Below are 25,681 nucleotides of genomic sequence, written 5' to 3' on the forward strand. Positions count from 1 at the left end.
CTAGTGCTTGGCGGGCTTGCGCAAGCGCACGTAGAGGTCCTTGCCGCCGGTGGCACTACTGCCGCGGGACTCCAGGTCGAAGCGCTTGGGCTGGCCGGCGATCAGGTCGCTGAGCTTCCTGCAGCCGTACAGGCGAGGATCGAAGGCCGGGCGCAGCTTGCTGATGTTCTGCCCGAGCGTGCCGAGCTGGATCCAGTCGTCCTCCTCGGTCAGGTCGTCGAGAATCTTGGCGATGAAGTCCACCGGCACCTGCTGGCACTTGATCGCCTCGCCCTTGTCGCTGGTGCGTGCCGGCCTGGCTGCGCCTTCCTCGACCTGCGCGGCGGCTGCGGCGAGTTTCTCCGGCGTCGGCGGCTCGACGCTGGCCTTGGCCGCGTCGGCGCGCAGGATCTCGGTATAGATGAACTTGTCGCACGCCGAGACGAACGGCGAGGGCGTCTTCTGTTCGCCGAAGCCATACACCGTCAGGCCTTCCTCGCGGATGCGTGCGGCCAGGCGGGTGAAGTCGCTGTCGCTGGAAACCAGGCAGAAGCCGTCGAAGCGCCGGGTGTAGAGCAGGTCCATGGCGTCGATGATCAGCGAACTGTCAGTGGCGTTCTTGCCGGAGGTGTAGGCGAACTGCTGGATCGGCTGGATCGAGTGGTCGAGCAGCACCTTCTTCCAGCTGCCGAGGTTGGGTTTGGTCCAGTCGCCATAGATGCGCTTGACGCTGGCGACGCCGTACTTGGCAATCTCCTCGAACAGGCCTTCGACGATGGCCGCCGGCGCGTTGTCGGCGTCGATCAGAACCGCGAGGTGTTTCTGCTTGTTCGCACTGCTGGGCTTGCTGGCCATGGTTCATCCCTGGGCTGATGATCACCCGACCATAACGCCGACCGCCATGCCGTGGCCATAGCGACCTGCCGCGCGGATGCCGAGCGTCGCCTGCTCGGTTAGCATGCGCGCTTTGCACTCTCGGGCTCGGGCATGGAACGACGGGGTACGCTGAAAAGCTGGAACGACGACAAGGGCTTCGGCTTCATTCGTCCGGAGCAGGGCGGCGAAGAGCTGTTCGTGCATATCTCGGCAGTGCATGGTGAGCGCCGGCCGCTGGTGGGCGACCGGGTGCTCTTCGTGGCGGGGCGCGATGCGCAGGGCCGTCTGCGAGCCGAGCATGTGCGGCTGGATGCTCCGCTGACGCTGGATCAGCCGGCGATTCGTCAGCGGCCGGCCCGCTCGCACTCGACTGGCAAGCGCGAGTCGGGGCGGGGCAGGCCTGCGCGGCGGCTGATTGTGGGCAATGTCCAGCAGCTCCCGCTCAAGCTGGCGCTGTTCGCCCTGCTCTGTCTGCTACCGCTGCTGGGCAGCCTGCATCGGCTGGGCTCGGCGTTGCCGCTGGCGCTCTATGCCGTTGCCAGCCTGCTGACCTTCTTTCTCTACTGGCGCGACAAGCACAGCGCGTTGAAGGACCGCTGGCGCACGCCGGAAACCACGCTGCATCTCTTCGAGCTGGCAGGTGGCTGGCCGGGTGCGTTGCTGGCGCAGCAGGTTTTTCGTCACAAGACGCGCAAGCTCGGCTACCAGCTGCTGTTCTGGCTGATCGTGGTGCTGCACCAGGCGTTCTGGATCGACCTGCTGTTCATCGGCAGCGGCTTCACCCGCGAGCGCCTGGACTGGCTGCTGCGGCTGCTCTGAAACGCAAAAGCCCGGCGAATGCCGGGTTTTCGGGCGAGCATCGCGGCTCAGACCTTCTTGACGAACTCGGACTTCAGCTTCATCGCGCCGATGCCGTCGATCTTGCAATCGATGTCGTGATCGCCGTCGACCAGGCGGATGTTCTTCACCTTGGTCCCGACCTTGACCACCAGCGACGAGCCCTTGACCTTGAGGTCCTTGATTACCGTGATGGTGTCGCCATCCTGCAGCGTGTTGCCTACCGAGTCCTTGATCACCTTGTCGCTTTCGCTCGCGGCAGCCGCGCCGTCAGTGGCGGACCACTCATGGGCGCACTCGGGGCAGACCAGCATTTGGCCGTCTTCGTAGGTGTATTCGGAGTTGCATTTGGGGCAGGGTGGCAGCGAGCTCACGGCAGATCCTCAGGGGGCGGGATGCGGAAAGCCGTGCATTGTATAAGGTTTTGTTACAAATTTGGGGCCGCCGTGGAATCCAGGCTGGCCGGATTCCACGTGGTTTCACGGGGTAGCGCTTACTTCACGGCGGTGAGGCGCTCGTTGCCAGCGCGTAGCTCGCTGTAGCGATGTTCCAGTTCGCGGCGGATTTCGCGGCGCTGGTAGGCCTGGGCGAAACGACGCTGCTGTTCAGGCGTCTTCGGGTTGAGCGGCGGTACCGGTACCGGTTTGCCGTCTTCGCCGAGGGCGACCATGGTGAAGAAGCAGCTGTTGGTGTGGCGTACGGTTTTCTCGCGAATGTCTTCGGTGACGACCTTGATGCCGATCTCCATCGACGTGGTGCCGGTGTAGTTGACCGAGGCGAGGAATGTGACCAGCTCGCCCACGTGCACTGGCTGACGGAACACTACCTGGTCCACCGAGAGGGTGACGACGTACTGCCCGGCGTAACGGCTGGCGCAGGCATAGGCGACTTCGTCGAGATACTTGAGCAGCGTGCCGCCATGTACGTTGCCGGAAAAATTGGCTTTGTCCGGCGTCATCAGCACGGTCATGGTCAGCTCTGCATGTCCATCTAGCATGGGGGTTACGGCTCCTCGGTGGTGAAGGGTTGCTACTTTAGTCGAATACCTCCCGTCTGTCTGGCCTATCTGGCGAAACGCTTCATCGATTTTTTCTATCGTCAATGCGGCAAAGGCGCGCACATGTCGGTTTTGGCGGAAATACGATCAGCTAAGGCGTGAACGCCTGTAATTTCGTGGGGGTAATCGTTCGAGTGTGATCTGGGTCACGAAAGGCGGGCGATGCGTCGCTCTCGGGCACTTTTGTTGACCTGTGCCGGGTTTCGCCGGGCACAGGCTTCCTATAGTCGGGCGCCTAAAAAACACCCACCGGCTACTTCAGTAACGGATGCCTCCCATGCGTAAGCTTGTTCTCGCTCTGCTTGCCTGCTTCGTTCCGCTCTCCCATGCCAGCGAGGAGGCCATCGAGCGCTTCAACCAAATCATGGCCGACGAGCAGCGGCGCGAGCAGGCCAGCCTGGCCGGCCAGGAGCGCGCGGTGTTCTGTGCCTACTGCCACGGTGAGACCGGCAACAGCAAGCGCAAGCACATCCCCAATCTGGCTGGGCAGAATCCGCAGTACCTGTTTTATGCCTTCGAGAAGTTCGCCAGCGGCGAGCGGACCGACTTCGTCATGTCCAAGCTGGCGCAAAACCTGAGCATGGAGGAGCGGGTGAACATCGCAGTGTTCTTCAGCCAGCAGAAGGTCAATCCGCCCGAGGGCCCGGCGAATGCTGCGTTGCGCGGAAGCGGTGAGAAGATCTTCCAGACCACCTGCACCGGTTGCCACGGTGCTCATGCCGAAGGCATGGAGACCATGCCGCGCCTGGCCGGGCAGCCCGACGAGTACATCCGCAAGGCGCTGACGCGTTTCCGCGAGAACGACCCGAGCCGCGCCGGCTCGGTAATGATCGGCGTCGCCGCGCAGCTTTCCGCAGCGGACGTGGAGGCGCTGGCGGCCTATCTGTCGCAGCTGAAGCTGACGCCGGCCGAGGAAATGGCCAACATCAACCGTCTGCGCAAGACCACCGCCGCCGCTCAGTAACGCTTGATCTGCGCCGGCGTGCGGCGCATCAGCACCTCACCGTTGCGCACCGAGAGCAGGGCATGGCCCTGGGTGCGCAGCATCTCGTAGTCGTCCGCTGCCGACAGCACCAGCAGGTTCGCCGGACGCCCCACTTCCAGTCCGTAGCGCTCGCCCAGGTTCAGGGTGCGTGCGCTGTTGTCGGTGATCAGGTCCAGGCCGCGCTGCAGGTCCTCGTAGCCGAGCATGTGGCAGATGTGCAGCCCAGCTTCGAGGATGCGCAGGATGTTGCCGTTGCCCAGCGGGTACCAGGGGTCGACGATGGAATCCTGGCCGAAGCATACGTTCATCCCGGCGCGGTCGATCTCGGCCACGCGGGTCAGGCCGCGGCGCTTGGGGTAGGTGTCGAAGCGGCCTTGCAGGTGGATGCTCTCGGTCGGGCAGGAGACGAAGTTGATCTGCGACAGCTTCAGCAGGCGGAACAGCTTGGAGCAGTAGGCGTTGTCGTAGGAGCCCATCGCCGTGGTGTGGCTGGCGGTGACCCGCTCGCCCATCTCGCGCACCCGCGCCTCTTCGGCGAGCACTTCGAGAAAGCGTGACTGTGGGTCGTCTGTTTCGTCGCAATGCACGTCCACCAGGCAGCCGCTGCGCTCGGCGAGGTCCATGAGGAACTTGATCGAGCTGACGCCCTGGTCGCGGGTGTTCTCGAAGTGTGGAATGCCGCCGACCACATCGGCGCCCATGGCGATCGCCTCGGTCATCAGCTCGCGACCGCCCTTGAACGACTCGATGCCCTCCTGCGGAAAGGCGACGATCTGCAGGTCGATCAGGTGGCGGGTTTCCTCGCGCACTTCGAGCATGGATTTGAGCGCCGACAGCGTCGGATCGGTGACGTCGACATGGGTGCGCACATGCTGGATGCCGTGGTCGACCAGCATGTCGATGGTCTTTTTCGCCCGCGCCTTGGTGTCTTCGTGGGTCACCAGCGCCTTGCGCTCGCCCCAGCGTTCGATGCCTTCGAACAGCGTGCCGCTCATGTTCCAGGCCGGCTCGCCGGCGGTCAGGGTGGCGTCCAGGTGGATGTGCGGTTCGATGAAGGGCGGCACCACCAGATTGCTGGCGGCGTCGATATCGCCCTCGCTGGCTTCGGCCGGCGCCTGCTGCGCGCTGATGGCGGCGATGCGCGCGCCGTCCAGTTCGATGCGGTACAGGCCGCTGCGGCCGCGCAAGCGGGCGTTGAGGATGTTCATGGTGGCTCCTTGATCAGCGTGCGTCGGTTTGCGTCAGCACCGTGCGCGACAGGGCCAGGCGCTGGCCCTCGTACAGCACAATATAGGCTGCGGCGGCCACCAGTATGCCGACGATGGGCGCCACCCAGGGCGAGAAGTAGGCGCAGGCGGCACCCAGCACATAGGCCGCCAGGCCCAGGCTGTTGTACCTGGGCAGGTGCGCTTCGGCCAGCTTCGGGTACTGTCCGCGATGGCGGTAGAAGTAGTCGGCCATGATCACGCCGCCGATGGGCGGGATGATCGAGCCGAGCAGGATCAGAAAGGGGATCAGCAACTCGTACATGCCGCCGAGCGCCAGCAGCGTGCCGACGAAGGCGCCGCCCAGGGTTACCAGGCGGCGGCGCTCGGTGCGCAGCAGGTTGCAGCCGGCCGCGGCGAAGTTGTAGATGGTGTTGTCCTGGGTCGTCCAGAGGTTGAGAAAGAGCATCACCACCGCGGCCATCGACAGGCCCTGCAGCACCAGCACTTCGACGATGTCCGGCTGCTGGTAGACGATGGCCCCGTAGGCGCCAGCGACGATCATCAGGCCGTTGCCGATGAAGAAGCCGATCAAACTGGCCCATACCGCGACCTTGCTGCTGCGGGCGAAACGCGTCCAGTTGGTGGCCTGGGTCGCGCCGCTGACGAAGGTGCCGAAGATCATGGTGATGGCCATGCCGAGGGTCAGGGTGTCGCCCGGTTGCACGGTGAGCAGGCCGTCCAGCCCGCCAATGTCACGGGTCGCGGTCCACAGCGAAGCGATCAACAGGATCAGCATCGCCGGCACCGCGATGCGCGAGAGCAGGTCGAGGCCCTTGTAGCCGACGAAGGCGGTCAGGCAGAAGCTGAAGCCGAACAGCACCATCAACGGCATCGTCCAGCTTTCCGGCAACGCCAGCAGGCGCACCAGGACGATGGCGATGGTCGCCGTGCCCCAGGCGTACCAGCCGATCTGGGTGAAGCCGAGCAGGAAGTCGGAGAGCCGGCTGCCGACCTCGCCGAAGCAGAAGCGCCCCATCAGCACCGAGTTCAACCCGCTGCGGCAGGCGATCAGCCCGAGCGCGGCGGCATAGGCGCCGAGCAGCAGATTGCCGATCACCGCTGCCCAGAGCATGGTCTTGAAGTCGAAGGCGAGGCCGATCTTGCCGCCGGCGAACATGGTGGCGGTGAAGAAGGTGAAGCCGAACAGCAGGATGGAGGTGGACCACAGCCCTTTGCGCGCGCCGGCAGGCACTTCGCTCAGGGGGTAGTCGGTATCGACGGGCTGTTTCATGGTGGTTGCTCCGCAAGCGCCGGTTGAATGCGCTGGGAGTGCAGATGCCATGCCATAGCTGACCGATCGGCCAAGCGGGGCTGTCGCGTCGGATGGCGGCGGCGGATGTCTCATCGCGGTGCAGCGGGCTGTCGCCTCGCACCGCCATGGCGCCTGGCGCGAAGTTCCTCCAGGCGGCGCGACATTTTCTCTATCGCGCTGTTCGGCTTATTCAATTGGGGCATCTTCGGCCCCCCTCTTAGGCTTTCCGACGCGCCATAAGCGCATCAGAAAATCGAAGAGGAATCACCCATGTCCCGTATGACCTTTGGCTCCACGCCAGCGCGCCTTGCGCTGGGCGTCCTTTCCGCGAGCCTCCTTGCGTTGCCTGCCCACGCTGCTCCGCTGACCCGCGACAATGGCGCGCCGGTCGGCAACAACCAGAATTCCCAGACCGCCGGACCCAACGGCCCGACCCTGCTGCAGGACGTGCAGCTGCTGCAGAAGCTGCAGCGTTTCGGTCGCGAGCGCGTCCCCGAGCGCGTCGTGCACGCCCGTGGTACCGGTGCTCATGGCGAGTTCACCGCGACCGAAGACATCTCCGACCTGACCCTGGCCAAGGTCTTCGAGAAGGGCAGCACCACGCCGGTGTTCGTGCGCTTCTCCACCGTGGTGCACGGCCTGCACTCGCCGGAAACCCTGCGCGACCCGCGCGGCTTCGCCACCAAGTTCTACACCGCCGATGGTAACTGGGACCTGGTCGGCAACAACTTCCCGACCTTCTTCATCCGCGACGCGGTCAAGTTCCCGGACATGGTCCACTCCTTCAAGCCGGACCCGCGCACCAACCTGGATGACGACAGCCGCCGCTTCGACTTCCTCTCGCACCACCCGGAAGCCACCCGCACCCTGACCCTGCTGTACTCCAACCAGGGCACTCCGGCCAGCTACCGGATGATGGATGGCAACGGCGTGCACGCCTACAAGTTCGTCAACGAGCAGGGTGAAACCCACTATGTGAAGTTCCGCTGGAAGAGCCTGCAGGGCCTGAAGAACCTCGACCCGAAAGAGAACGAGGCGATGCAGGGCAAGGACTACAGCCACCTGTCCCGTGACCTGATCACCGCCATCGACAACGGCGACTATCCCAAGTGGGACCTGATGATCCAGGTGCTCAAGCCGGAGGACTTGGCCAGGTTCGACTTCGATCCGCTGGACGCCACCAAGATCTGGCCTGACGTGCCCGAGCGCAAGATCGGCCAGATGGTGCTGAACAAGAATCCGGACAACATCTTCCAGGAAACCGAGCAGGTCGCCATGGCGCCGGCCAACCTGGTGCCGGGCATCGAGCCGTCCGAGGACCGCCTGCTGCAGGGCCGTCTGTTCTCCTACGCCGATACCCAGATGTACCGCGTCGGTGCCAACGGCATGAGCCTGCCGATCAACCGCCCGAAGGTGCCGGTCAACAACGGTAACCAGGACGGCCAGCTGAACGCCGGCCACACCACCAGCAGCGTCAACTACCAGCCGAGCCGCCGCGAGAACCGTGAGGAAACGCCACGCGCCGTGCTCAGCAAACTGGAGCTGAGCGGCACCACCCAGCAGGCACCGATCCAGCGTCAGCAGAACTTCAAGCAGGCCGGCGATCTGTATCGCTCGTTCAGCAAGAAGGAGCAGACCGACCTGATCAACACCCTGGGCGGCGAGCTGGCCAAGGCGGACGACGAGGCCAGGCACATCCTGCTGTCGTTCTTCTACAAGGCCGATGCCAACTACGGCGAGGGCCTGACCAAGGTCGCCAAGGCCGACCTCAAGCGGGTCAAGGCGCTGGCCGCCGAGCTCAAGGACTAAGGTCCCCGGACCGGCGCCCGGCATGCAGTGGAGGCTCCTTTGCGCTGCATGGGTGCCGGTTGTTTCGACCCGGGTCGGGCGATGGCCCGGGTCTTTTTTTGTGGAGGCTATATGCAAGGTCTTTTGCTGATGGCAGCGCTGCTGTTGGGCAGCGGGGCCGCCCTGGCCGCCGATGGCCCGCTGACGGATGCTGTGGACACGCCCGAGGCGGTCCGGCAGCAGTTGCGCGACTACTTCTTCAGTGCCGCGCGCTTCGGCGATAACGAGGTCCTCGACGAATTCATCCGGGCCGGTTACGACCTGAACAGCGCCGACGACAAGGGCTATACCGCCCTGATCCTGGCGGCCTACAACGGCCATGGCGAGACCGTGGAGCGCCTGCTCGCCGCCGGGGCCGATGCTTGCGCCGAGGACAAGCGCGGCAATACCGCCCTGCTCGGGGCCATCTTCAAGGGTGAGCTCGGCATCGCCAAGCGTCTGCTGGCCACCGAGTGCGATCCCAACCAGCGCAACAACGCCGGGCAGACGCCGGCGATGTACGCCGCGCTGTTCCAGCGCGAGGCATTGCTCCAGGCGCTGCGCGAGCGTGGTGCGGACCTCAATGCGGCGGACCCGTTGGGCAACAGCGTGGAAAGCCTGGCGCGCGGGGAGATCCGCACCCGCTGATCCCTCAGTAGCTCTTGTAGGGCAGGAACTTGCCGGACAGCACCACGTTGACGCGATCGCCCTTGGGGTCGCTCTGGCGCTGGATATCCATGGAGAAGTCGATGGCGCTCATGATGCCGTCGCCGAACTCCTCGTGGATCAGTTCCTTGATGGTGGTGCCGTAGACGTTGACCAGCTCGTACCAGCGGTAGATCAGCGGATCGGTCGGCACCGCGGTGGGCAGCGAGCCCTTGTAGGGGGCGATCTGCAGCCAGGCGACGGCTTCGTCGGAGAGTTCGAAGAGCTGCCCCAGGGTCTCGGCCTGGGCCTTGTCGAAGGCCATCTGGCCAAGGCAACCGGCGGTGGTCCACTCCTTGGACATACCGATGTTTTCGGCGACATGCGCCCACTTCAGGCCCTTGCGCACCTTGGCGGCGACGATCATCTGGGTGACCTGTTCACGACTGCTGATCATGGCGAATCCTCATCTGGCGAATGCGAGTCAATGGCCGCGCGGGCGCGGCGGGCCTCGGTCGATGCAGGTTCGGTGCCAGGGGGTTCAGTCGTATTCGGCCGCCTCGTGCTCACCGAGCAGGCGGCGCTGGCGCGGTGTGGCGGCGGCCAGCACCTCGGGATTGAAACGGAAGTGCAGGTAGGGCGAGAACTTCTGCGCCACCATGCGCCGGCCATAGTGGATCTGCAGCAGGTAGCGGCTGCGCTCGGCGCTGCGGTTGCGGCTGCCCGCGTGCCAGAGGTCGCTGCGAAACAGCAGCATGTCGCCGGCCTTGCACAGCACGGGCTCGGCCGAGCGGCCGTGCCACTGGGTTTCGCCCGGCTGCGGTTTGCGCCCGGCGCGGTGGCTGCCGGGGATCACCAGCGTCGGGCAGAGGTCGGCGTCGATGTCATCCAGATACAGGTGTGCGGTGCAGATCTGCATCGGCAGTTCGAACGCGGGATCGGCCAGCAGGCTTTCCGGCAGCTCCATGGCCAGGTAGTCGGCATGCAGCTCGCCGCCGATAAAGCCCGGGCGGCTGCGCCAGGCGGTCTGGCCGATGATATGGCAGTCCGTCCCGAGTGCCGCCTCGGCCAGTTCGATCACCCCGGGCAGATCGAGAAAGCGCAGCCAGAACGGCGAGCGATTGAAGACGCACTTGTAGTGGTCGTCGACCAGGCCCTGGTAATCCCAGTGGATGGGTTCGAGGCCATCGATGGCTTCGCGCAGCGCCGCGATGCCCGCGGGATCGAGTACGGCAGGCAGCAGCACGAAGCCCTGCTGGTGCAGGGCGGCGAGCTGTTGCCGAATGGTGACGGAGTCGGTCATGGCATCGGCCGGGTAGAGCGCCAGACTCCAGCATAGGCAGCTCGGCTGCGCGTTGAAAGCCGGTTGAAAGCTTGCGGCGCTACTGTGCCGGCGCTGCTGCGGCAGCCAGTCGCGTGGTCACGAGCCGCGCCTCTGCTCTCTCGCTCCAGCGCACCCGGCGGCGTCGCCAGAAGCGGCGTCACCGGCGCGCACCTTCACATCGTTCAGGCCTGCACCACCCGTGCAATGGCCCTGGCCAGATCGTCCAGGCGCTCGGCATCCAGCCCGGCGACGTTGGCGCGACCGCTTTCCACCAGATACACCGAATCTTCGGCGCGCAGCCGGCGTACCTGCTCGGCGGTCAGGCCGGTATAGGAGAACATCCCCCGCTGCCGGGCGATGTGCGCGAAGCGCTCGGCCAGCCCATAGGGTGTCAGCGCCTCGACCAGCCCCTGACGCAGGCTGGCGATGCGCCGGCGCATGCGCTCCACCTCGTCCTGCCAGATCTGCCGCAGCGGCTCATCGGCCAGGATCGTCGCCACCACCGCGGCGCCGTGGGCCGGTGGCGTCGACCAGAGGTTGCGGGCCAGCGACGCGAGCTGGCTGCGCACGTCGAGCAGGCGCTCGGCATCGCTGGTGACTGCGATCAGCGCGCCGGTGCGTTCGCGGTAGAGGCCGAAGTTCTTCGAGCAGGAACTGGTGATGAGCATCTCCGGCAGCGTTTCGGCGAACAGCCGTACCGCCCAGGCGTCCTCTTCCAGTCCGTCGCCGAAGCCCTGGTAGGCGAAGTCGAACAGCGGCAGCAATTCGCGCGCGCGCACCACGTCCAGCACCCGCAGCCAGTCGTCGTGATTCAGGTCGAAGCCGGTGGGGTTGTGGCAGCAGGCGTGCAGCAGCACCACGTCGCCAGGCGGCACCTGTTGCAGCGTGGCGAGCATGCCGTCGACATCGAGGCGGTTGTCGGCACCGACGTAGGGGTAGTGCTGCACGCGCAGGCCGGCGGCGGCGAACAGGGTTTCGTGGATCGGCCAGGTGGGATCGCTCAGCCAGATGCTGCGCCCTGGCAGACATTTGGCGATGAACTCGCCGGCCAGGCGCAGCGCGCCGGTGCCGCCCGGCGCCTGGGTGCAGCCGGCACGCTGCTCGCCGAGGGCAATTGCGCGGCTGCCGAGCACCTGACGCAGCAAGAGGGCGCCGAACTGGGCGTCGCCGTGGCCGCCGATGTAGCTCTTGGTCTGCTCACTGTCCACCAGGCGCTGCTCGGCCAGCTTCACCGCGCGCGGGATCGGCGTCAGGCCCTGGGCGTCCTTATAGACGCCGACGCCGAGGTCGAGCTTGGCCGGGTTGGTGTCGGCGCGATACAGGTCCATCAGGCCGAGGATCGGGTCGCCGGGCACGCGGGGAATCTGGCCGAAGTGCATTACTTGCGGCCCTCCGCGCTGGCGGCGAGCTGGTCGGTGCGGGCGGCCATGATGAAGTCGTTGCGGTGCAGGCCGCGCATCTCGTGGCTCCACCAAGTGACGGTGACCTTGCCCCACTCGGTGAGCAGGGCGGGATGGTGGCCGACTTCCTCGGCAATGGCGCCGACTGCGTTGGTAAAGGCCAGGGCGTGGCGGAAGTTGCGGAACAGGAAGACACGCTCCAGCTCCATGTGGTCGCCGCGCACTTCAATGTTCCAGTCGGGGATTTCGCGGATCAGCTCGGCCAGTTCTTCATCGGACACCTTGGGTGCATCGGCGCGGCAGGCTTCGCATTGGGCTTGGGCGAGGGCGGTCATGGTGTAGGTCCCTTTCTTGATGATCGAAGTCGTTTTTGAAGGTTGAAGCTTAGGCAAGAGGGCGGGCTGACGCCCACCCTGTCGAACGGATGACGGCCGTGGTGAGCCTCAGCCCACCACGAGCGCCGCACAGGGCCGAATCATGCCGCCTTCGGCGGAAACTTCGGCTGGTGCAGGCCCATGCGCATGGCCTCGCGCACCATCGCCATGATGTCCTGCTGGGCGAGGTCGAACAGCTGCTTGAGGTCCGGCAGGACGAAGTACAGCGGCTGCAGGATGTCGATGCGATAGGGCGTGCGCATCGCCTCCAGCGGGTCGAACGGCTGGTGCTCGGGTTCGGCGGACAGGCTGTAGAGCGTTTCCTTCGGCGAGGAAAGGATGCCGCCGCCATAGATGCGCCGGCCGGCGGGCGTATCCACCAGGCCGAACTCGACGGTCATCCAGTACAGGCGGGCGAGGAACACCCGCTCCTCCTTGCTGGCCTCGAGGCCGAGCTGGCCGTAGGTGTGGGTGAATTCGGCGAACCAGGGGTTGGTCAGCAGCGGGCAGTGACCGAAGATCTCGTGGAAGATGTCCGGCTCCTGCAGGTAGTCCAGCTCTTCCGGGGTGCGGATAAAGGTCGCGACGGGGAAACGCTTGCTCGCCAGCAGTTCGAAAAAGCGTTGGAAGGGGATCAGCGCCGGTACGCGCTCCACTTGCCATCCCGTGGTGGCGGCCAGCACGCGGTTGATCTCGCCGAGCTGCGGGATGCGCTCGTGGGGCAGGGCGAGCTGGTCGAGGCCGTCGAGGTATTCCTGGCAGGCGCGCCCGTCGAGCAGTTTCAGCTGACGCTCGACCAGCGTCTGCCACACCGCGTGCTCGGCGTCGGGGTAATGAATATGCCCCTGCGCGTCCGGTTCGCGGGCTACGTAGTGGGTGGTCTTCATCGCTTCTCCTGGGCCGCTTGGGCATCTTGTTGTTGCCCTCATTCGAACGCGAAGGCGTGCCGCAGGGGAGAGGCGCTGTGGCGCAATGTCGCATGTGCGTGGTGTTGCGCTGTAAGAAATCCATGACAGAGAGGTCGGCAGCTGGATCGGCGGCGTTGCCAATCGAGCAAACTGTCAAATAATCTTGACGATAATTTGCGCTGCACTGCAGCGCCGGCCCCACAACAAGACAACAGGGCTCCGCCATGCGTATCAAAATTCTCTGCCAGAACCGCGTCGGCATTCTGCGCGACATGCTCAACCTGCTGGTGGATTACGGCATCAACGTGGCCCGCGGCGAGGTGGGCGGCGAGCAGGGCAATGCCGTCTACCTGCACTGCCCCAACCTGATGAACCTGCAGTTGCAGGCGCTACGGCCGAAGATCGAGGCGCTGCCCGGCGTGTTCGAGCTGCGCAAGGTCAGCCTGATGCCCAGCGAGCGGCATTCCCTGGAACTCAATGCACTGCTCGGCGCGCTGGAATTCCCCGTCCTCTCCATCGACATGAGCGGTGCCATCGTTGCCGCCAACCGTGCCGCTGCGCAGCTGCTCGGCGTGCGCGTCGACGAGGTCCCGGGCATGAGCCTGTCGCGCTACGCCGAGGACTTCGACCTGCCGGAACTGGTGCGCGCCAACAAGGCGCGGATCAACGGGCTGCGGGTGAAAATCAAGGGCGATGTGTTCCTCGCCGACATCGCCCCGCTGCAATCCGAACACGACGACAGCGAGGCGCTGGCCGGCGCGGTGCTGACCCTGCATCGCGCCGACCGGGTCGGTGAACGCATCTACCAGGTGCGCAAGCAGGAGCTGCGCGGCTTCGACAGCATCTTCCAGAGCTCGAAAGTGATGGCCGCGGTGGTGCGCGAGGCGCGGCGCATGGCACCGCTGGATGCGCCGCTGCTGATCGAGGGCGAGACCGGCACCGGCAAGGAACTGCTGGCGCGCGCCTGTCACCTGTCGAGCCCGCGTGGGCAGTCACCCTTCATGGCGCTCAACTGCGCCGGCCTGCCGGAGTCGATGGCCGAGACCGAGCTGTTCGGCTACGGCCCCGGCGCCTTCGAGGGCGCGCGGCCGGAAGGCAAGCTCGGCCTGCTGGAGCTGACCGCAGGCGGTACGCTGTTTCTCGATGGCGTCGGCGAGATGAGCCCGCGGCTGCAGGCCAAGCTGCTGCGCTTCCTGCAGGACGGCGGCTTCCGCCGGGTCGGCAGCGACGAAGAGGTCTATCTGGATGTGCGGGTGATCTGCGCGACCCAGGTGGACCTGTCCGAGCTCTGCGCCAAGGGTGAATTTCGCCAGGACCTGTATCACCGGCTCAACGTGTTGTCGCTGCACATTCCGCCGCTGCGCGATTGTCTGGACGGACTGCAGCCGCTGGCGCTGCACTTCATCGATCAGGCCAGCCGGCAGATCGGCTGTGCGCTGCCGACGCTCTCGCCGCAGGCGCTGGAGCGCCTGGCCGGCTATCACTGGCCGGGCAACGTGCGGCAGCTGGAGAACACCCTGTTCCAGGCGGTTTCTCTGTGCGAGGGCGGCATCATCAAGTCCGAGCACATCCGTCTGCCGGGCTACGGCGCGGCGCAGCCACTGGGTGATTTTTCGCTGGAGGGCGACCTGGCCAGCATCGTCGGGCGCTTCGAGAAGGCCGTGCTGGAGGGGCTGTACAAGCAGTTTCCGAGCAGCCGTCAGCTGGGCAAGCGCCTTGGCGTGTCGCATACCACCATCGCCAACAAGCTGCGCGAGCATGGCGTGGGCAGGGCCGACGGCTGAGGCCTGCTGGCGGCCGCGCAGAGCGCTTCATGCTCGGCGGGAGCATGAACGTCCGCGAGCCATCAACCTGCTACCGAGCGTGGCAGTCAGTGCACCGCCTGGCTCACCGCGTCGATCAGCGCCTGCAGGTCGATGGGTTTGCGCAGGTGCAGGGTGAAGCCCGCGGCCATGGCCTTTTCCACGTCGCGCAAGGTGCCGTAGCCGGTCAGGGCGATGCTCGGGGTGTCCCGATTGGCGCCCTGCTGGCGGATGATGGCCATCATCTTGTGGCCGTCGATCTCCGGCATGCCGATGTCGGAGACGATCACATCGAACGGCGTCTGCTCGGCCAGCTCGATGGCCCGCGCACCGCCGTCGGCAGTGGTGACCTCGGCGCCCTCGCTTTGCAGCAGCTCGCACATGGTTTCGAGGATGTCCGGCGAGTCGTCCACCAGCAGGATGCGGATGCCCCTGAGCCCACCGGCGTCATCGGCATTGGCCAGGTCGCTGAGTTCGAGTTCGGTCTGCAGATGCACCGGCAGCCAGACGCTGAAGCGCGCGCCGCGGCCGATGCCTTCCGAATAGGCCTCGATGCGCCCGTTGTGCGCCTCGACCAGCTGCTTGACCAGCGCCAGGCCAATGCCCAGCCCGTGCTTGGCACGCTGCGCATGCTGCATCTCGGCCTGGCCAAACATATCGAAGACCTTGGGCAGAAAGTCGGCGCTGATGCCTTCGCCGGTGTCGATGACGTCGAGCCGGGCCTGGTCGCCCTCGCGCTCGAGTTGCATGCAGATGCGTTCGCCACCCTTGGAGAACTTCCAGGCGTTGTTCAGCAGGTTCCAGATGATCTGGTCCAGGCGTGTCGGGTCGGCCTGGATGTAGATGGGGGCGTCCGGCTTGAAGCTCTCGAAGCTGATGTTCTCGCTCTGTGCCAGCGGCGCGAACACCGCTTCGATGCCGCGCAGCACGTCCTGATAGCGCAGCGTGGCGAAGTGCAGCTTGAGCTTGCCGGTGCGGATGCGCGAGACATCCATCAGGTCGTCGATGATCCTCGACTGGCTGCGCACCGCGTTCTGGATCGACTGCGTCGCCTTGTGCAGGCTCGGGTTGTTCTTCACCGCCTGAGAGCGGGCGACCAGGTCGGTGTTGAGCTGGATGAGGTTCAACGGGTGCTTCAGCTCGTGGGAGAGTACGGCGAAGAACTGGTCCTTCTGCAGGTTGGCCGCTTGCACACTCTCCAGTTCGTTCTGCTGTTCGGAGCTGCGCTGGCGTTCCTCGGTGAGGTCGCGGGCGATCTTGGCGAAGCCGATGACCTTGCCCGTACCATCCACCAGTGGATTGAGCAGGCCGCTGAGGAAGCACCGACTGCCATCGCGGCGGGCGTGCCAGCGCTCGTCCGTGGCCTGGCCATGTTGCAGTGCGCGCTGGCGTTCGGCTTCCGGAACACCGGCCTGGCGATCCTGCTCGGTGTAGATGATGTCCACCGTCTGGCCGAGCACTTCGGTTTCGCGGTAACCCAGGATCAGCTCGGCACCGCAGTTCCAGGTGGTGATCAGGCCGTCACAGTCCAGGGTGATGATGGCGTAGCCCTTGGTGCTCTGCGCCAGCAGCTTGAGGTGGGCTTCGCCGGCGCGTAGCTCTTCCTCGGCCCGGCGGCGGTCGCTGATGTCGATGAAGGTCAGCACGGCGCCTTCGATGCGGTCGTCCAGCGTGCGATAGGGCAGGAAGCGCGCCAGGTACCAGTGCTGGCCCTCGCGGTCGCGCACCTCGCGCTCGACCAGGTGCAGCTCTTCGAAGGCTTCGGCGGCGTCCTTGGCCAGCAGCGGGTAGTCCAGCCGATGGGTGATGTCGAACAGCGAACGGCCGGCATCGTTGCCGATCACGTTGAAGATGTCCCTGGCACGCGGGGTGAACCACTTGATGCGCATCTTGCGGTCGACGAAGACCGTGGCGATGTCGGTGGAGGAGATCAGGTTCTGCAGGTCGTCGTTGATCTTGCTGGTCTCGTCGACCTTGCTCTTGAGCTCGTAGTTGACGGTGGTGAGTTCTTCGTTGATCGACTGCAGCTCTTCCTTGCTGGTTTCCAGCTCCTCGGTGGCCGAGCGCAATTCCTCGTTGATCGCCTGCAGCTCCTCGTTGGAGGCGCGCAGTTCCTCGGTGGAGGTTTCCGAGTGCTCCATGGTGATCTGCAGGCGCTCCTTGGTGTGCTGCAGTTCCGCCTCGAGCTGGGTCAGCACGCTGTCCTTGGTGTCCGGATCCTCCAGTGTGCTGCTGTCCATGCAGGCTTCCACTTCGTCGAACAGCACCAGCATGTAGTCGCTGCCTGCCTCGTTGTCGCGGAACGGGCGCACCACCATGTTCACATAGTAGCTGCGGCCGTCGCGTTCCAGACGCACGCGCCGTGCCTCCACGCTCTTGCCGGTGTGGGCGGCCTGGTACAGCGCGGTGCGCAGTTCGAGGCGCAACTGGGGATGCACCAGGGTGGTCAGGTTCAGTGAGGGCTCGCCGCCGACATAGCGCAGGAAGTTCCCGGCGCGGTCGGACATGTGCACGATCTCCGCCTCCTGGTTGACGATGACGCTGGGCGGCGCGTACTGCTCGAGCGCGCGCTGGTGCACGTCGGCGAAGGAGAACTTGCGGTGGCGCCGGTGCGGCTCGCTGAACGGCGGGCGCGGCGGCGTGCTGAGGGTGAAGCCGTGCACCGGGCCGAGGGGCGCGCGGCGCAGCGAGGAGCCCACTTCCTTGGCGCGGTAGATGCGGTTCTTCTTGTCCACCGCGGTGAACAGCTGGCTGCAGACGTCGGCGGTTTCGGAGCTGCCGAGAAACAGGTAGCCACCGGGGTTGAGGGCGAAGTGGAACATGCGCAGCACTTCGATCTGGATGTCGCGGTCCAGGTAGATCATCAGGTTGCGGCAGGAGATCAGGTCGAGCCGCGAGAATGGCGGGTCGCGCAGGATGTTGTGACGGGCGAAGAGGATTCGCTCGCGCAGCTCCTTCTGCAGGCGCAGCTGGTTCTGATCCTTGACGAAGTACTGGCGCAGTCGGGCCGGGGTGACGTCGGTGACGATGGCCTCGGGGTAGACGCCGGCGCGCGCGGTTTCCAGGGCGCGATCGTCGATGTCGGTGGCGAACAGCTGGGTCTGGATGTCGACCCCGCTGTGGGCGGCCTGGTCGGTGAGCAGCATGGCCAGCGAATAGGCTTCCTCGCCGGTGGAGCAGGCCGCGGCCCAGACCCGCAGAGCGCGGTCATCGGTGGCGAGCTTCTGCTCGAACAGCACGGGGATGATGTCGCGTTCCAGCGCCTCGAAGGCCTCGCGGTCGCGGAAGAAGTTGGTCACGCCGATCAGCATGTCGGCCAGCAGTGCCGGGGTTTCCTCCGGGTTGCCCTGCAGGTACCGGGCGTAACTGGGCATGTCGGGCAGGGCATTGACCTGCATGCGCCGTTCGATGCGGCGCAGTACCGTGGCCAGCTTGTAATGGCGGAAATCGTGGCCGGTGCGGGTGCGCAGCGCGGCGAGGATCTCGCGCAGCGCCAGCTCGTTGGGCTTGGTCTGGGGTTGCGCCTGGATGTAGTCCATCTCGCCCGGCTCGACCGCGGGGTGCTCGCCGTCCTCGGGCGCCGGCACCGGGCGGAACTGCTCGAGCAGCGTCTGCATGTTGCGGTGCAGTTCGACCAGCTTCTGCGCGATGTCGGCCACCGGCAGAACGATGTCGACCATGCCGGTTTCGATGGCGCTGCGCGGCATCGACTCGAACTCCGCATCGCCGGGTTCCTGCGCCAGGGTGATGCCGCCCTGTTCCTTGATGCGCGACAGCCCCACCGAACCGTCGGCACCGCTGCCGGAAAGCACGATGCCGATGGCGTGGGTGTGGTGGGTGTCGGCCAGCGTGCGGAAGAACAGGTCGATGGCCACCTGCACGCCACGCTCGCGCTGCGGCTCGGTCAGGCGCAGGTAGCCGTCGTTCATCGACAGGTCCAGCGCCGGGGGAATCACGTAGATGTGGTTGCGCTCGATGGGCGTCGGCTGGGTGACCTGCAGCACCGGCATGCGGGTCGCCTTCTGCAGGATCTGGTCGGCCTTGCTCTCGTGTTTGGGCGAGAGGTGCATGATCACCACGAAGGCCATGCCGCAATCGGCCGGCATGCTTTCGAACAGCGTGATAAGCGCCTTGAGGCCGCCTGCCGAGGCGCCGATACCGACCACGGGAAACTGCAGCGTGCTGCGGGTCAGGTTGCTGTTCTTCGGCACGGACGGCTCAGGGCTGGTACTCATCGAATCCTCGGGTGCATTGGGACTTCCGGGCATTAAAGGGCAGACAGCAGAACGAAGCAGGGAGTCCATCGCTGCCGAGCAGTGCTGCCGAACGGATGATACGGCTTTGCGCACGCGATTACTGTGCGGCCGGCTCGCGTGGCGCGGCCCGTGTCCTCAGCACTCGATGATGTTCACCGCCAGACCGCCGCGGGCGGTTTCCTTGTACTTGCTCTTCATGTCGGCGCCGGTCTGGCGCATGGTGCGGATCACCTTGTCCAGCGAGATGAAGTGCCGGCCATCGCCGCGCAAGGCCATGCGCGCGGCGTTGATCGCCTTCACCGCGCCCATGGCGTTGCGCTCGATGCAGGGCACCTGCACCAGCCCGCCGACCGGGTCGCAGGTCAGCCCGAGGTTGTGTTCCATGCCGATCTCGGCGGCGTTCTCGACCTGCTGTGGGGTGCCGCCGAGCACTTCGCACAGCGCGCCGGCAGCCATCGAACAGGCCACGCCTACCTCGCCCTGGCAGCCCACCTCGGCGCCGGAAATCGAAGCGTTCTCCTTGTAGAGGATGCCGATGGCGGCGGCGGTGAGCAGGAAGCGCACCACGCCGTCCTCGTCCGCACCCGGGACGAAGCGCATGTAGTAATGCAGCAGCGCCGGAATGATGCCCGCCGCGCCATTGGTGGGCGCCGTGACCACGCGCCCGCCGCTGGCGTTTTCCTCGTTGACCGCCAGCGCATAGAGATCGACCCAGTCGAGCACGTTGAGCGCATCGCGCAGGTTGGCCTCGGGGTGTTCGCTGAGCTGGCGATACAGGCCCGCCGCGCGGCGACGCACCTTGAGGCCGCCGGGCATCACGCCTTCGGTACGGCAGCCGGCATCGACGCAGTCCTGCATGACCTGCCAGATGCGCAGCAGGCCACTGCGGGTCACTGCTTCCGGCCGCCAGGCGGCCTCGTTGGCGAGCATCAGCTGGCTGATGGACAGCCCATGGGCAGCGCAGTGATCAAGCAGCTCGGCAGCGCTGCGAAAGGGGTAGGCCAGTGCGGTGGCGTCCTCGACGATGCGATCGCTACCGGCGGCCTGCTCGTCGACCACGAATCCGCCTCCCACCGAGTAGTACTCGCGGCTACAGAGCTGCAGGCCGGCGGCGTCGAAGGCGCGGAAGATCAGACCGTTGGGGTGGAAGGGCAGCGGCCGGCGGATGAAGGCCAGCTGCGCCCGGCTGTCGAACGGGATCGGGTGCTCGCCGAGCAGGCGCAGTTCGCCACGCTCGCGGATCGTCGCCAGGCGCGCCGGGATGCTGTCGGTATCCACCGATTCGGGATGTTCGCCCTCCAGCCCGAGCAGCACGGCCTTGTCGCTGCCGTGGCCCTTGCCGGTAGCGCCGAGCGAGCCGTACAGCTCGACCTTGATGGCGCGGGTCGCTGTCAGCTGCCCGTCACGGCGCAGGCCTTCGGCAAAGCGCAGGGCGGCGCGCATCGGGCCCACCGTGTGCGAACTGGACGGGCCGATACCGATCTTGAACAGGTCGAAGACACTGAGGGACATTGGGAGGCTCCAGGCGAGGCTTGTATAAGCCTAGACCCTCGGCCGCCCGTCAAGGTTGATCGGGAAGGCTTTCGTTGTCGTTCCGGGCGGTCGCGGCGCCGGGCTGGTCCGCGGCCTGGCGCGAGCCGCCCCAGGGGTTGGCCTCCAGGCTGTTGTGCACTGCGGTCGCGGCCTGCGCGGCCTGGCCGATGGCGACGCTGATCTGCTTCAGGCCCAGGGTCACGTCACCGATGGCATAGAGGCCGCGCAGCGAGGTCTGCAGGTGCTGGTCCACCTTCACACCGCCGCATTCGTCGCAGTCCAGACCCAGCTGCAGCGCCAGCTCCGAGCGAAAGCGTGCGCCCAGGCTGGGGTAGATGATGTCGAAATTGTGCCGCTCGCCGCGGCAGGTCAGCAGGTCGATGCCGTTCTCGCAGGGCTGCATGGACTCGACCCGGTCGCCGATCACGCGGATGGCGTAGTGCTCGGCCAGGGCGATGGCCTGTTCGCATGCCGCCTGGTCGCCGTGCACCACGACGGTGACCCGGTCGGTGAAGGTGCGCAGGAACACCGCGTGGGTGATGGCGCTTTCCGCTTCGCCGTAGACCGCAACGTTGTCGCCGTCGACCTCATAGCCATCGCAGATCGCGCACAGCCGCACCTTGCCGGCGTGAATGGCCGGCTCGATGTCGGGCATGTCCGGCAGCCGGTCCTCAATACCGGTGGCGAGGATGATCCGCCGGGTGATGCAGCTGCGCTCGCCGTAGCGCACGCTGAAGCCCTCGACATGCGGCTCGATGTGCTCGACCTGGCCGTGCTCCAGGCGTGCGCCGTAGCCAGCGGCCTGTTCGCGCAGCCTGGCCAGCAGGTCGTTGCCGCTGATGCCCGGTGGAAAGCCCGGGTAGTTGCGCGACCGCGGTATCCACGCGGCGCGGCTGCTGCCAGCATCGACCACCAGACAGCTGCGTCGGAAGCGCGCCAGGTACAGCGCGGCGGTGAGGCCGGCGGGACCGCCGCCGACGATCAGGCAGTCGGTCACGGCGGTTTGCGGGTTCGCTTGCTCGGGGGGCATGGCGTTGGCCGGTGGCGGGTGGTTGCCAGTAGAAGGGGGGGTGACGAGAAAGTTCGGTCCGGCCGATGGATGCAATGTGCGGTTTTGAGAGCTGGTTGGAGCTTCAACCCTTGTGCCAGAGCCGTCGATGGCCAAAACTGCGCGGCTCGGTGACCGTCGGGTCCAACCCGTACCGATCGGTCACCGCCATTCCAATAAAGACCAGCCTGCGGCTCCGCTCGCGGTGCACTGGTCCCCTCGCTGTACCCCAGCCTCGCCACACCCGGCGCCGGCTGAACCATATCGAATTGCAAACACCACTCGAACGGTGCTCACGAGGCGCCGTGTCGGGCTTATTTCCCGTGGGGGTAGATCGTGTTCAAGTCTCTGGTTGTTGCGCCCTGTGCGGCGCTGTTGCTCATGCTTTCGCCAATGGCCGCGAAAGCCGCCGAGCCCATCGTCATCAAGTTCGCCCATGTGGTGGCGGACGACACGCCCAAGGGCAAGGGCGCGCTGCTTTTCCAGAAGCTGGTGCGCCAGCGCCTGGCCGGCCAGGTGGATGTCGAGGTGTACCCGAACTCGACGCTGGTCGGCGATGCCGACGAAATGCAGGCGCTGCTGGACAACAAGGTGCAGATGCTGGCGCCATCGCTCTCCAAACTCATCGAGTATTCGCCGAAGCTGGAGGTATTCGACCTGCCCTTCCTGTTCGATGACGACGCCGCGGTTGCGCGCTTCCAGAAGCGCGAGGCCAGCCGTGAACTGCTCCGTTCGATGGCCGGGCGCGGCATCTACGGCCTGGCCTACTGGAACAACGGCCTGAAGCAGATGACCGCCAACCAGCCGCTGCGCAACCCGGCCGATGCCGCGGGTCTGGCCTTCCGTATCCAGCCCTCGCCGGTGCTCGAGGCGCAGTTCGCCGCGGTCGACGCCAAGGCCGTGCGCCTGCCGTTCTCCGAGGTGTCCAAGGCCATGCAGAGCGGCACGGTGCAGGGAACCGAAGGGCCCTGGTCGAACCTGCGCGGGCAGAGCGCCGCCGGCAAGCCGAGCTACGTTACCGAGACCAATCACGGAGTGCTCAACTACATGCTGGTGGCCAACTCCGAGTTCTGGACCAGCATTCCCTTCGCGCTGCGCTCGGAGCTGGAGAACATCGTCCTTGAAGTCACCCAGACGGTGAACGCCGAAGCGGCGGCGATCAACCAGCGCGAACGCGAACAGCTGATCGCCAGCGGCAGTGCCACACTGGTCACCCTGACGCCGGAACAGCGCCAGGCCTGGCGCACTAAGATGCAGCCGGTGTGGAAGTCGTTCGAAAGCCAGATCGGCGCAGACATCATGCGTGCCGCGCTGACCGTCAACCGCCGTTGAGTTCCACGGCTCCGGTTCACCGGCCGGAGCCGCCCACCCCAGAGCGCTGCGATGAGCCTGATCGGGCTCGTCGCCGGGCTTTCATGCGCCAGCAAAACGCCATTTTGAGAGCTGGTCGCACTTTCTGGCCTTGTGCCATCTGCGGCGTTCCCTAAGACTTTCGTATAGCTGCGGATGGCTCTCGCGCCGCATTCACCGCAGCGGCATTCCAAGAAAGGCCAGCGACGACCGCGGCACGCGTGTCGATCGGGCCACCTCAGCAAAAGACCCTTGGCGTTGCGCGTCAGCGGGCCTTTTCAATCCATATCGACTAACCACTCGGACGGTGCTCACGAGGCGCCTTCGGGCTTTTCCCATTGGGGGTTGGATGTACAAGTCTTGTGTCGCTGCGCTGGTCGCAGCCCTGTATTGGTTGAGTGCTCCCGTGATGGCTGCCGAAGGCGGGCCGATCGTCATCAAGTTCGCCCACGTGGTGGCGGACGACACCCCCAAGGGCAAGGGGGCGTTGTTGCTCAAGCAGCTGGTCGAGGAGCGTATGGCCGGCAAGGTGAAGGTCGAGGTCTATCCGAACTCGACGCTGGTGGGCGACGCCGACGAGATGCAGGCGCTGTTCGACAACAAGGTGCAGCTGCTGGCGCCGTCGATGTCGAAGTTCGCGCCCTACACCAAGAAACTGCAAGTGTTCGATCTGCCGTTCCTGTTCGATGACGCCGAGGCGCTGCAGCGTTTCCAGAAGCGCGAGGCCGCGCGCCAGCTGCTGCGCTCCATGGCCGATCACGGCGTCTACGGCCTGGCCTACTGGAACAACGGCCTGAAGCAGCTCTCGGCCACGGCGCCGCTGCGCAAGCCGAGCGATGCGGCGGGTCTGGCCTTCCGTATCCAGCCCTCGCCGGTGCTTGAGGCGCAGTTCGCGGCGGTCGGTGCCAAGTCGGTGGTGCTGCCGTTCGCCAAGGTCTACGAGTCGCTCAAGGGCGGCGTGGTGCAGGGGGCCGAGAACCCCTGGTCGAACATCCTCAGCCAGAACATGCACAGCGTTCAGCCGTACATCACCGAAACCAACCACGGTGTGCTCGACTACATGCTGATCACCAACAACGAATTCTGGCTGAGCATGCCGTTCGCCGTGCGTTCGGAGCTGGAGGGCATCATTCTCGAGGTCACCCAGGCGGTGAATCGCGAGGCCGCGGCGGTCAATCGGCGCGACCGCGATCGCATCCTGGCCAGCGGCAGCAGCCAGCTGATCACCCTCACGCCGGAAGAACGCCAGGCCTGGCGCGAGCAGATGCTGCCGGTATGGAAAACCTACGAGGCCGAAATCGGTGCGGACCTGATTCGCGCTGCGATGACGGTCAATCGTCGCCGCTGAGGCCGCGATCGAGCTCGCCGGCCATGCAGGCCGGCGAGCTCGGGCGGTTCAACCGCTCACCCTCCTGCTCTAGCCATTCGGCCAGTACCCGTGCGTTGTTCTCGTGCTCATCCCGAGCCGCGTAGACCAGCGTCAGGGTACCCCCTTCGGTCATCTCCAGCAGTGGCCACCAGTGCTCCGGATGCGCCGCCAGTTCGCTGCGGTAGCGCCGGCGGAACTCGGCGAAGTTCAGCGTGCCGTTCTTGAACGCCCTGCGCAGCTCGGTCGATGGCGCCAGATCCGCCAGCCAGGCCTCCAGCGCCAGCCCTTGACGATCGCAGCCCCGCGGCCATAGCCGGTCGACCAGTATCCGGCGGCCGTCTGTGGCCTCGGCGGGTGCATAGGCGCGTTTGCACTGAATCATCACCAGACCTCCTCGTTATCGGTGATCCAGCCTAGACCGTTCGTTCGCTGAGGTGTGGTTTATTTTACTGGAGAAATGGTAAATCAAACCCTGTGCGATTGGGTTTTTATGACCATTTAATGCGTATCGTTATGATTTAAAAGGACTAAAAAGCGGCACGCTTCCTGAAGTGAAGCCTTGGCGGCAAATCAATCACGACAGGAGCATTACATGAAAAGCGCAAAGGTTCTGGTGGCGGCAGCGGCAATCCTGGCAAGCGGACTGGCCAGTGCGGACGAGATTCTGGAAGTGCACAAGGACCGCGCCGTCGGTGGCGGCTTCGGTGGGCTCAGCGGCTTCATGATCGGGGCCGCAGCGGGCGGCCCGATCGGGGCGCTGATCGGTGGTGGGTTCGGGTATCTGATGGGGCAGGGCACGCAGCAGGCCGCCGGGCTGGAGCAGACGCTGTATGTGGTCAAGCGCGAGGATGGCAGCATCGCCCGCATCCGCACTTCGGATGACCGCTTTCTGCAGGGCCAGCACATCGAGCGCGATGGCGCGCGGGTCACCGCGTCGACCCGCTGATGCACGGCGGCTGGTCCGCCGGCCGTCGGATGGGGGATGATCGCGGCTGACCGTCATCGAGGAGGCACTGATGAGTTATTCCGTTCTGCATGTGGTGCATCTGCTGGCCGCGATCTTTTTCATCGGCACGCTGTTCTTCGAGGTGATGATCCTCGGCCGTATCCGTCAGCAGATCGGCGAGCAGACCATGCCGCTGGTGGAGCGTGCCGTAGGTGCGCGCTCGCGGGTGGTGCTGCACTGGGTGGTCCTGTTCGTCTACGGCGCCGGTATCGGCCTGGCCTGGTATCACCGCCAGGCACTGGCCAATCCGTTCGCCAGCAGCTTCGCCACACAACTGACGCTGAAGATCGTGCTGGCGGTCGGCGTGTTCCTCACGTTCGGCCTGGTGGCCGTGCTGCTGCGCAAGGGGAGGATGACGCCGGCGCGCTACCGGACGCTGCACTGGGCCATCTTCCTGCAGATGATCGGCATCGTGCTGCTGGCCAAGGGCATGTTCTACCTGCACTGGTAGTCGCCGCCGCCTTCATCTGTCCGGCGCCTTAGCAGGTCCGCCGCGCGGAGTGATGATTCCGGTCAAGTTTGCCGGCGCTTTTTCGTGGTGCTTATCGGGGCCGATTCAGTGGCTGCAGTCTCGTTGCGTTCGCC

The 25,681-nt window shown here is 65.6% G+C and carries 23 protein-coding genes; 9 read left to right on the forward strand and 14 right to left on the reverse strand.

The window, feature by feature from the left end; genetic code table 11:
* Positions 1 to 834 (reverse strand): NYN domain-containing protein, encoded by an 834-nt coding sequence (locus P5703_RS02325; protein WP_013984021.1) that lies wholly within the window; start codon positions 832 to 834, stop codon positions 1 to 3.
* Between the two features lie 132 nt (positions 835 to 966).
* Here P5703_RS02325 and P5703_RS02330 point away from each other — a divergent pair, with 132 nt between their 5' ends.
* Positions 967 to 1,674: a DUF1294 domain-containing protein gene (locus tag P5703_RS02330; protein WP_151320302.1), complete on the forward strand. Its 708-nt coding sequence runs from the start codon at positions 967 to 969 to the stop codon at positions 1,672 to 1,674.
* A gap of 47 nt (positions 1,675 to 1,721) precedes the next feature.
* Here the strand turns inward: P5703_RS02330 and P5703_RS02335 are convergent, their stop codons facing one another.
* Together P5703_RS02335 and P5703_RS02340 are read right to left on the reverse strand one after the other, a co-directional pair.
* The gene (locus P5703_RS02335) at positions 1,722 to 2,066 is read right to left on the reverse strand and encodes a zinc ribbon domain-containing protein YjdM (RefSeq protein WP_197861100.1); all 345 of its coding nucleotides are present in this window, start codon (positions 2,064 to 2,066) and stop codon (positions 1,722 to 1,724) included.
* Between the two features lie 119 nt (positions 2,067 to 2,185).
* Positions 2,186 to 2,689, reverse strand: coding sequence for an acyl-CoA thioesterase (locus P5703_RS02340; protein ID WP_014819134.1), 504 nt, complete (start codon positions 2,687 to 2,689; stop codon positions 2,186 to 2,188).
* A gap of 337 nt (positions 2,690 to 3,026) precedes the next feature.
* Between P5703_RS02340 and P5703_RS02345 the strand changes: the two genes are divergently transcribed.
* Positions 3,027 to 3,713: a c-type cytochrome gene (locus P5703_RS02345; protein WP_020305973.1), complete on the forward strand. Its 687-nt coding sequence runs from the start codon at positions 3,027 to 3,029 to the stop codon at positions 3,711 to 3,713.
* On the opposite strand, the gene codA is transcribed toward P5703_RS02345, so the two are convergent.
* Positions 3,707 to 4,942 carry a cytosine deaminase gene (gene codA, locus P5703_RS02350; RefSeq protein WP_279640570.1) on the reverse strand — a complete coding sequence of 412 codons (1,236 nt, stop codon included), beginning with the start codon at positions 4,940 to 4,942 and terminating at the stop codon, positions 3,707 to 3,709. The genes P5703_RS02345 and codA overlap by 7 nt on opposite strands.
* Positions 4,943 to 4,955: 13 nt before the next feature.
* The gene (codB, locus tag P5703_RS02355) at positions 4,956 to 6,233 is read right to left on the reverse strand and encodes a cytosine permease (protein ID WP_279641555.1); all 1,278 of its coding nucleotides are present in this window, start codon (positions 6,231 to 6,233) and stop codon (positions 4,956 to 4,958) included.
* A gap of 291 nt (positions 6,234 to 6,524) precedes the next feature.
* On the opposite strand from codB, the gene P5703_RS02360 reads away from it, so the two are divergent.
* The gene (locus P5703_RS02360; protein WP_003280002.1) at positions 6,525 to 8,063 is read left to right on the forward strand and encodes a catalase; all 1,539 of its coding nucleotides are present in this window, start codon (positions 6,525 to 6,527) and stop codon (positions 8,061 to 8,063) included.
* 111 nt (positions 8,064 to 8,174) lie between these two features.
* Complete coding sequence (locus P5703_RS02365; protein ID WP_279641556.1) at positions 8,175 to 8,729, forward strand: ankyrin repeat domain-containing protein; 555 nt, start codon at positions 8,175 to 8,177, stop codon at positions 8,727 to 8,729.
* Positions 8,730 to 8,733: 4 nt separating this feature from the next.
* On the opposite strand, the gene cynS is transcribed toward P5703_RS02365, so the two are convergent.
* The 5 genes from cynS to phhA all read right to left on the reverse strand — a co-directional run bounded on the left by cynS (position 8,734) and on the right by phhA (position 12,711).
* A complete protein-coding gene (gene cynS, locus P5703_RS02370) occupies positions 8,734 to 9,183 on the reverse strand; it encodes a cyanase (RefSeq protein WP_279641557.1) in 450 nt (149 codons plus the stop codon).
* An 84-nt stretch (positions 9,184 to 9,267) separates the two neighbouring features.
* The gene (locus tag P5703_RS02375; RefSeq protein WP_125882445.1) at positions 9,268 to 10,029 is read right to left on the reverse strand and encodes a phytanoyl-CoA dioxygenase family protein; all 762 of its coding nucleotides are present in this window, start codon (positions 10,027 to 10,029) and stop codon (positions 9,268 to 9,270) included.
* A 203-nt stretch (positions 10,030 to 10,232) separates the two neighbouring features.
* The gene (locus P5703_RS02380) at positions 10,233 to 11,429 is read right to left on the reverse strand and encodes an amino acid aminotransferase (protein WP_017244452.1); all 1,197 of its coding nucleotides are present in this window, start codon (positions 11,427 to 11,429) and stop codon (positions 10,233 to 10,235) included.
* A complete protein-coding gene (locus P5703_RS02385; RefSeq protein ID WP_011914586.1) occupies positions 11,429 to 11,785 on the reverse strand; it encodes a 4a-hydroxytetrahydrobiopterin dehydratase in 357 nt (118 codons plus the stop codon). The genes P5703_RS02380 and P5703_RS02385 overlap by 1 nt, the downstream gene beginning before the upstream one ends.
* 140 nt (positions 11,786 to 11,925) lie before the next feature.
* Complete coding sequence (gene phhA, locus P5703_RS02390; protein ID WP_013984010.1) at positions 11,926 to 12,711, reverse strand: phenylalanine 4-monooxygenase; 786 nt, start codon at positions 12,709 to 12,711, stop codon at positions 11,926 to 11,928.
* Positions 12,712 to 12,956: 245 nt separating this feature from the next.
* On the opposite strand from phhA, the gene P5703_RS02395 reads away from it, so the two are divergent.
* Positions 12,957 to 14,516, forward strand: a complete 1,560-nt coding sequence (locus tag P5703_RS02395; protein WP_011914584.1) for a sigma-54-dependent phenylalanine hydroxylase transcriptional regulator PhhR — start codon at positions 12,957 to 12,959, stop codon at positions 14,514 to 14,516.
* Positions 14,517 to 14,602: 86 nt separating this feature from the next.
* Here the strand turns inward: P5703_RS02395 and P5703_RS02400 are convergent, their stop codons facing one another.
* The 3 genes from P5703_RS02400 to P5703_RS02410 form a co-directional block, all read right to left on the reverse strand.
* A complete protein-coding gene (locus tag P5703_RS02400) occupies positions 14,603 to 18,769 on the reverse strand; it encodes a CheR family methyltransferase (RefSeq protein WP_020305979.1) in 4,167 nt (1,388 codons plus the stop codon).
* A 156-nt stretch (positions 18,770 to 18,925) separates the two neighbouring features.
* Positions 18,926 to 20,302, reverse strand: a complete 1,377-nt coding sequence (locus P5703_RS02405) for an L-serine ammonia-lyase (RefSeq protein WP_125852594.1) — start codon at positions 20,300 to 20,302, stop codon at positions 18,926 to 18,928.
* Positions 20,303 to 20,351: 49 nt separating this feature from the next.
* Positions 20,352 to 21,353, reverse strand: coding sequence for an NAD(P)/FAD-dependent oxidoreductase (locus P5703_RS02410; RefSeq protein WP_017244449.1), 1,002 nt, complete (start codon positions 21,351 to 21,353; stop codon positions 20,352 to 20,354).
* 411 nt (positions 21,354 to 21,764) lie between these two features.
* On the opposite strand from P5703_RS02410, the gene P5703_RS02415 reads away from it, so the two are divergent.
* Complete coding sequence (locus P5703_RS02415) at positions 21,765 to 22,703, forward strand: TRAP transporter substrate-binding protein (RefSeq protein WP_045159655.1); 939 nt, start codon at positions 21,765 to 21,767, stop codon at positions 22,701 to 22,703.
* A gap of 367 nt (positions 22,704 to 23,070) precedes the next feature.
* Entirely contained in the window at positions 23,071 to 24,069 is a 999-nt protein-coding gene (locus P5703_RS02420) for a TRAP transporter substrate-binding protein (protein WP_011914579.1), read from the forward strand.
* Here P5703_RS02420 and P5703_RS02425 read toward each other — a convergent pair.
* Positions 24,053 to 24,472 (reverse strand): DUF488 domain-containing protein, encoded by a 420-nt coding sequence (locus tag P5703_RS02425; protein ID WP_061373026.1) that lies wholly within the window; start codon positions 24,470 to 24,472, stop codon positions 24,053 to 24,055. The genes P5703_RS02420 and P5703_RS02425 overlap by 17 nt on opposite strands.
* A 210-nt stretch (positions 24,473 to 24,682) precedes the next feature.
* Here P5703_RS02425 and P5703_RS02430 point away from each other — a divergent pair, with 210 nt between their 5' ends.
* Positions 24,683 to 25,036: a hypothetical protein gene (locus P5703_RS02430; protein WP_014597697.1), complete on the forward strand. Its 354-nt coding sequence runs from the start codon at positions 24,683 to 24,685 to the stop codon at positions 25,034 to 25,036.
* 70 nt (positions 25,037 to 25,106) lie between these two features.
* A complete protein-coding gene (locus P5703_RS02435; protein WP_011914576.1) occupies positions 25,107 to 25,547 on the forward strand; it encodes a CopD family copper resistance protein in 441 nt (146 codons plus the stop codon).
* Positions 25,548 to 25,681: the final 134 nt, after the last annotated feature.

Origin of the sequence: Stutzerimonas sp. FeSN7, assembly GCF_030263795.1 — a bacterium.
GTDB lineage: Bacteria > Pseudomonadota > Gammaproteobacteria > Pseudomonadales > Pseudomonadaceae > Stutzerimonas > Stutzerimonas stutzeri.

What these genes read in the sequence shown, in the direction of transcription:
- P5703_RS02415 (WP_045159655.1), top strand. Translation starts at nt 21,765, where the DNA reads ATGGCCGCGAAAGCCGCCGAGCCCATCGTCATCAAGTTCGCCCATGTG.
- codB (WP_279641555.1), bottom strand. Translation starts at nt 6,233, where the DNA reads ATGAAACAGCCCGTCGATACCGACTACCCCCTGAGCGAAGTGCCTGCC.
- P5703_RS02325 (WP_013984021.1), bottom strand. Translation starts at nt 834, where the DNA reads ATGGCCAGCAAGCCCAGCAGTGCGAACAAGCAGAAACACCTCGCGGTT.
- P5703_RS02365 (WP_279641556.1), top strand. Translation starts at nt 8,175, where the DNA reads ATGCAAGGTCTTTTGCTGATGGCAGCGCTGCTGTTGGGCAGCGGGGCC.
- P5703_RS02375 (WP_125882445.1), bottom strand. Translation starts at nt 10,029, where the DNA reads ATGACCGACTCCGTCACCATTCGGCAACAGCTCGCCGCCCTGCACCAG.
- P5703_RS02360 (WP_003280002.1), top strand. Translation starts at nt 6,525, where the DNA reads ATGTCCCGTATGACCTTTGGCTCCACGCCAGCGCGCCTTGCGCTGGGC.
- P5703_RS02435 (WP_011914576.1), top strand. Translation starts at nt 25,107, where the DNA reads ATGAGTTATTCCGTTCTGCATGTGGTGCATCTGCTGGCCGCGATCTTT.
- P5703_RS02330 (WP_151320302.1), top strand. Translation starts at nt 967, where the DNA reads ATGGAACGACGGGGTACGCTGAAAAGCTGGAACGACGACAAGGGCTTC.
- P5703_RS02400 (WP_020305979.1), bottom strand. Translation starts at nt 18,769, where the DNA reads ATGAGTACCAGCCCTGAGCCGTCCGTGCCGAAGAACAGCAACCTGACC.
- P5703_RS02410 (WP_017244449.1), bottom strand. Translation starts at nt 21,353, where the DNA reads ATGCCCCCCGAGCAAGCGAACCCGCAAACCGCCGTGACCGACTGCCTG.
- P5703_RS02425 (WP_061373026.1), bottom strand. Translation starts at nt 24,472, where the DNA reads ATGATTCAGTGCAAACGCGCCTATGCACCCGCCGAGGCCACAGACGGC.
- P5703_RS02395 (WP_011914584.1), top strand. Translation starts at nt 12,957, where the DNA reads ATGCGTATCAAAATTCTCTGCCAGAACCGCGTCGGCATTCTGCGCGAC.
- P5703_RS02405 (WP_125852594.1), bottom strand. Translation starts at nt 20,302, where the DNA reads ATGTCCCTCAGTGTCTTCGACCTGTTCAAGATCGGTATCGGCCCGTCC.
- P5703_RS02420 (WP_011914579.1), top strand. Translation starts at nt 23,071, where the DNA reads ATGTACAAGTCTTGTGTCGCTGCGCTGGTCGCAGCCCTGTATTGGTTG.
- cynS (WP_279641557.1), bottom strand. Translation starts at nt 9,183, where the DNA reads ATGATCAGCAGTCGTGAACAGGTCACCCAGATGATCGTCGCCGCCAAG.
- P5703_RS02385 (WP_011914586.1), bottom strand. Translation starts at nt 11,785, where the DNA reads ATGACCGCCCTCGCCCAAGCCCAATGCGAAGCCTGCCGCGCCGATGCA.
- phhA (WP_013984010.1), bottom strand. Translation starts at nt 12,711, where the DNA reads ATGAAGACCACCCACTACGTAGCCCGCGAACCGGACGCGCAGGGGCAT.
- P5703_RS02430 (WP_014597697.1), top strand. Translation starts at nt 24,683, where the DNA reads ATGAAAAGCGCAAAGGTTCTGGTGGCGGCAGCGGCAATCCTGGCAAGC.
- P5703_RS02345 (WP_020305973.1), top strand. Translation starts at nt 3,027, where the DNA reads ATGCGTAAGCTTGTTCTCGCTCTGCTTGCCTGCTTCGTTCCGCTCTCC.
- P5703_RS02340 (WP_014819134.1), bottom strand. Translation starts at nt 2,689, where the DNA reads ATGCTAGATGGACATGCAGAGCTGACCATGACCGTGCTGATGACGCCG.
- codA (WP_279640570.1), bottom strand. Translation starts at nt 4,942, where the DNA reads ATGAACATCCTCAACGCCCGCTTGCGCGGCCGCAGCGGCCTGTACCGC.
- P5703_RS02380 (WP_017244452.1), bottom strand. Translation starts at nt 11,429, where the DNA reads ATGCACTTCGGCCAGATTCCCCGCGTGCCCGGCGACCCGATCCTCGGC.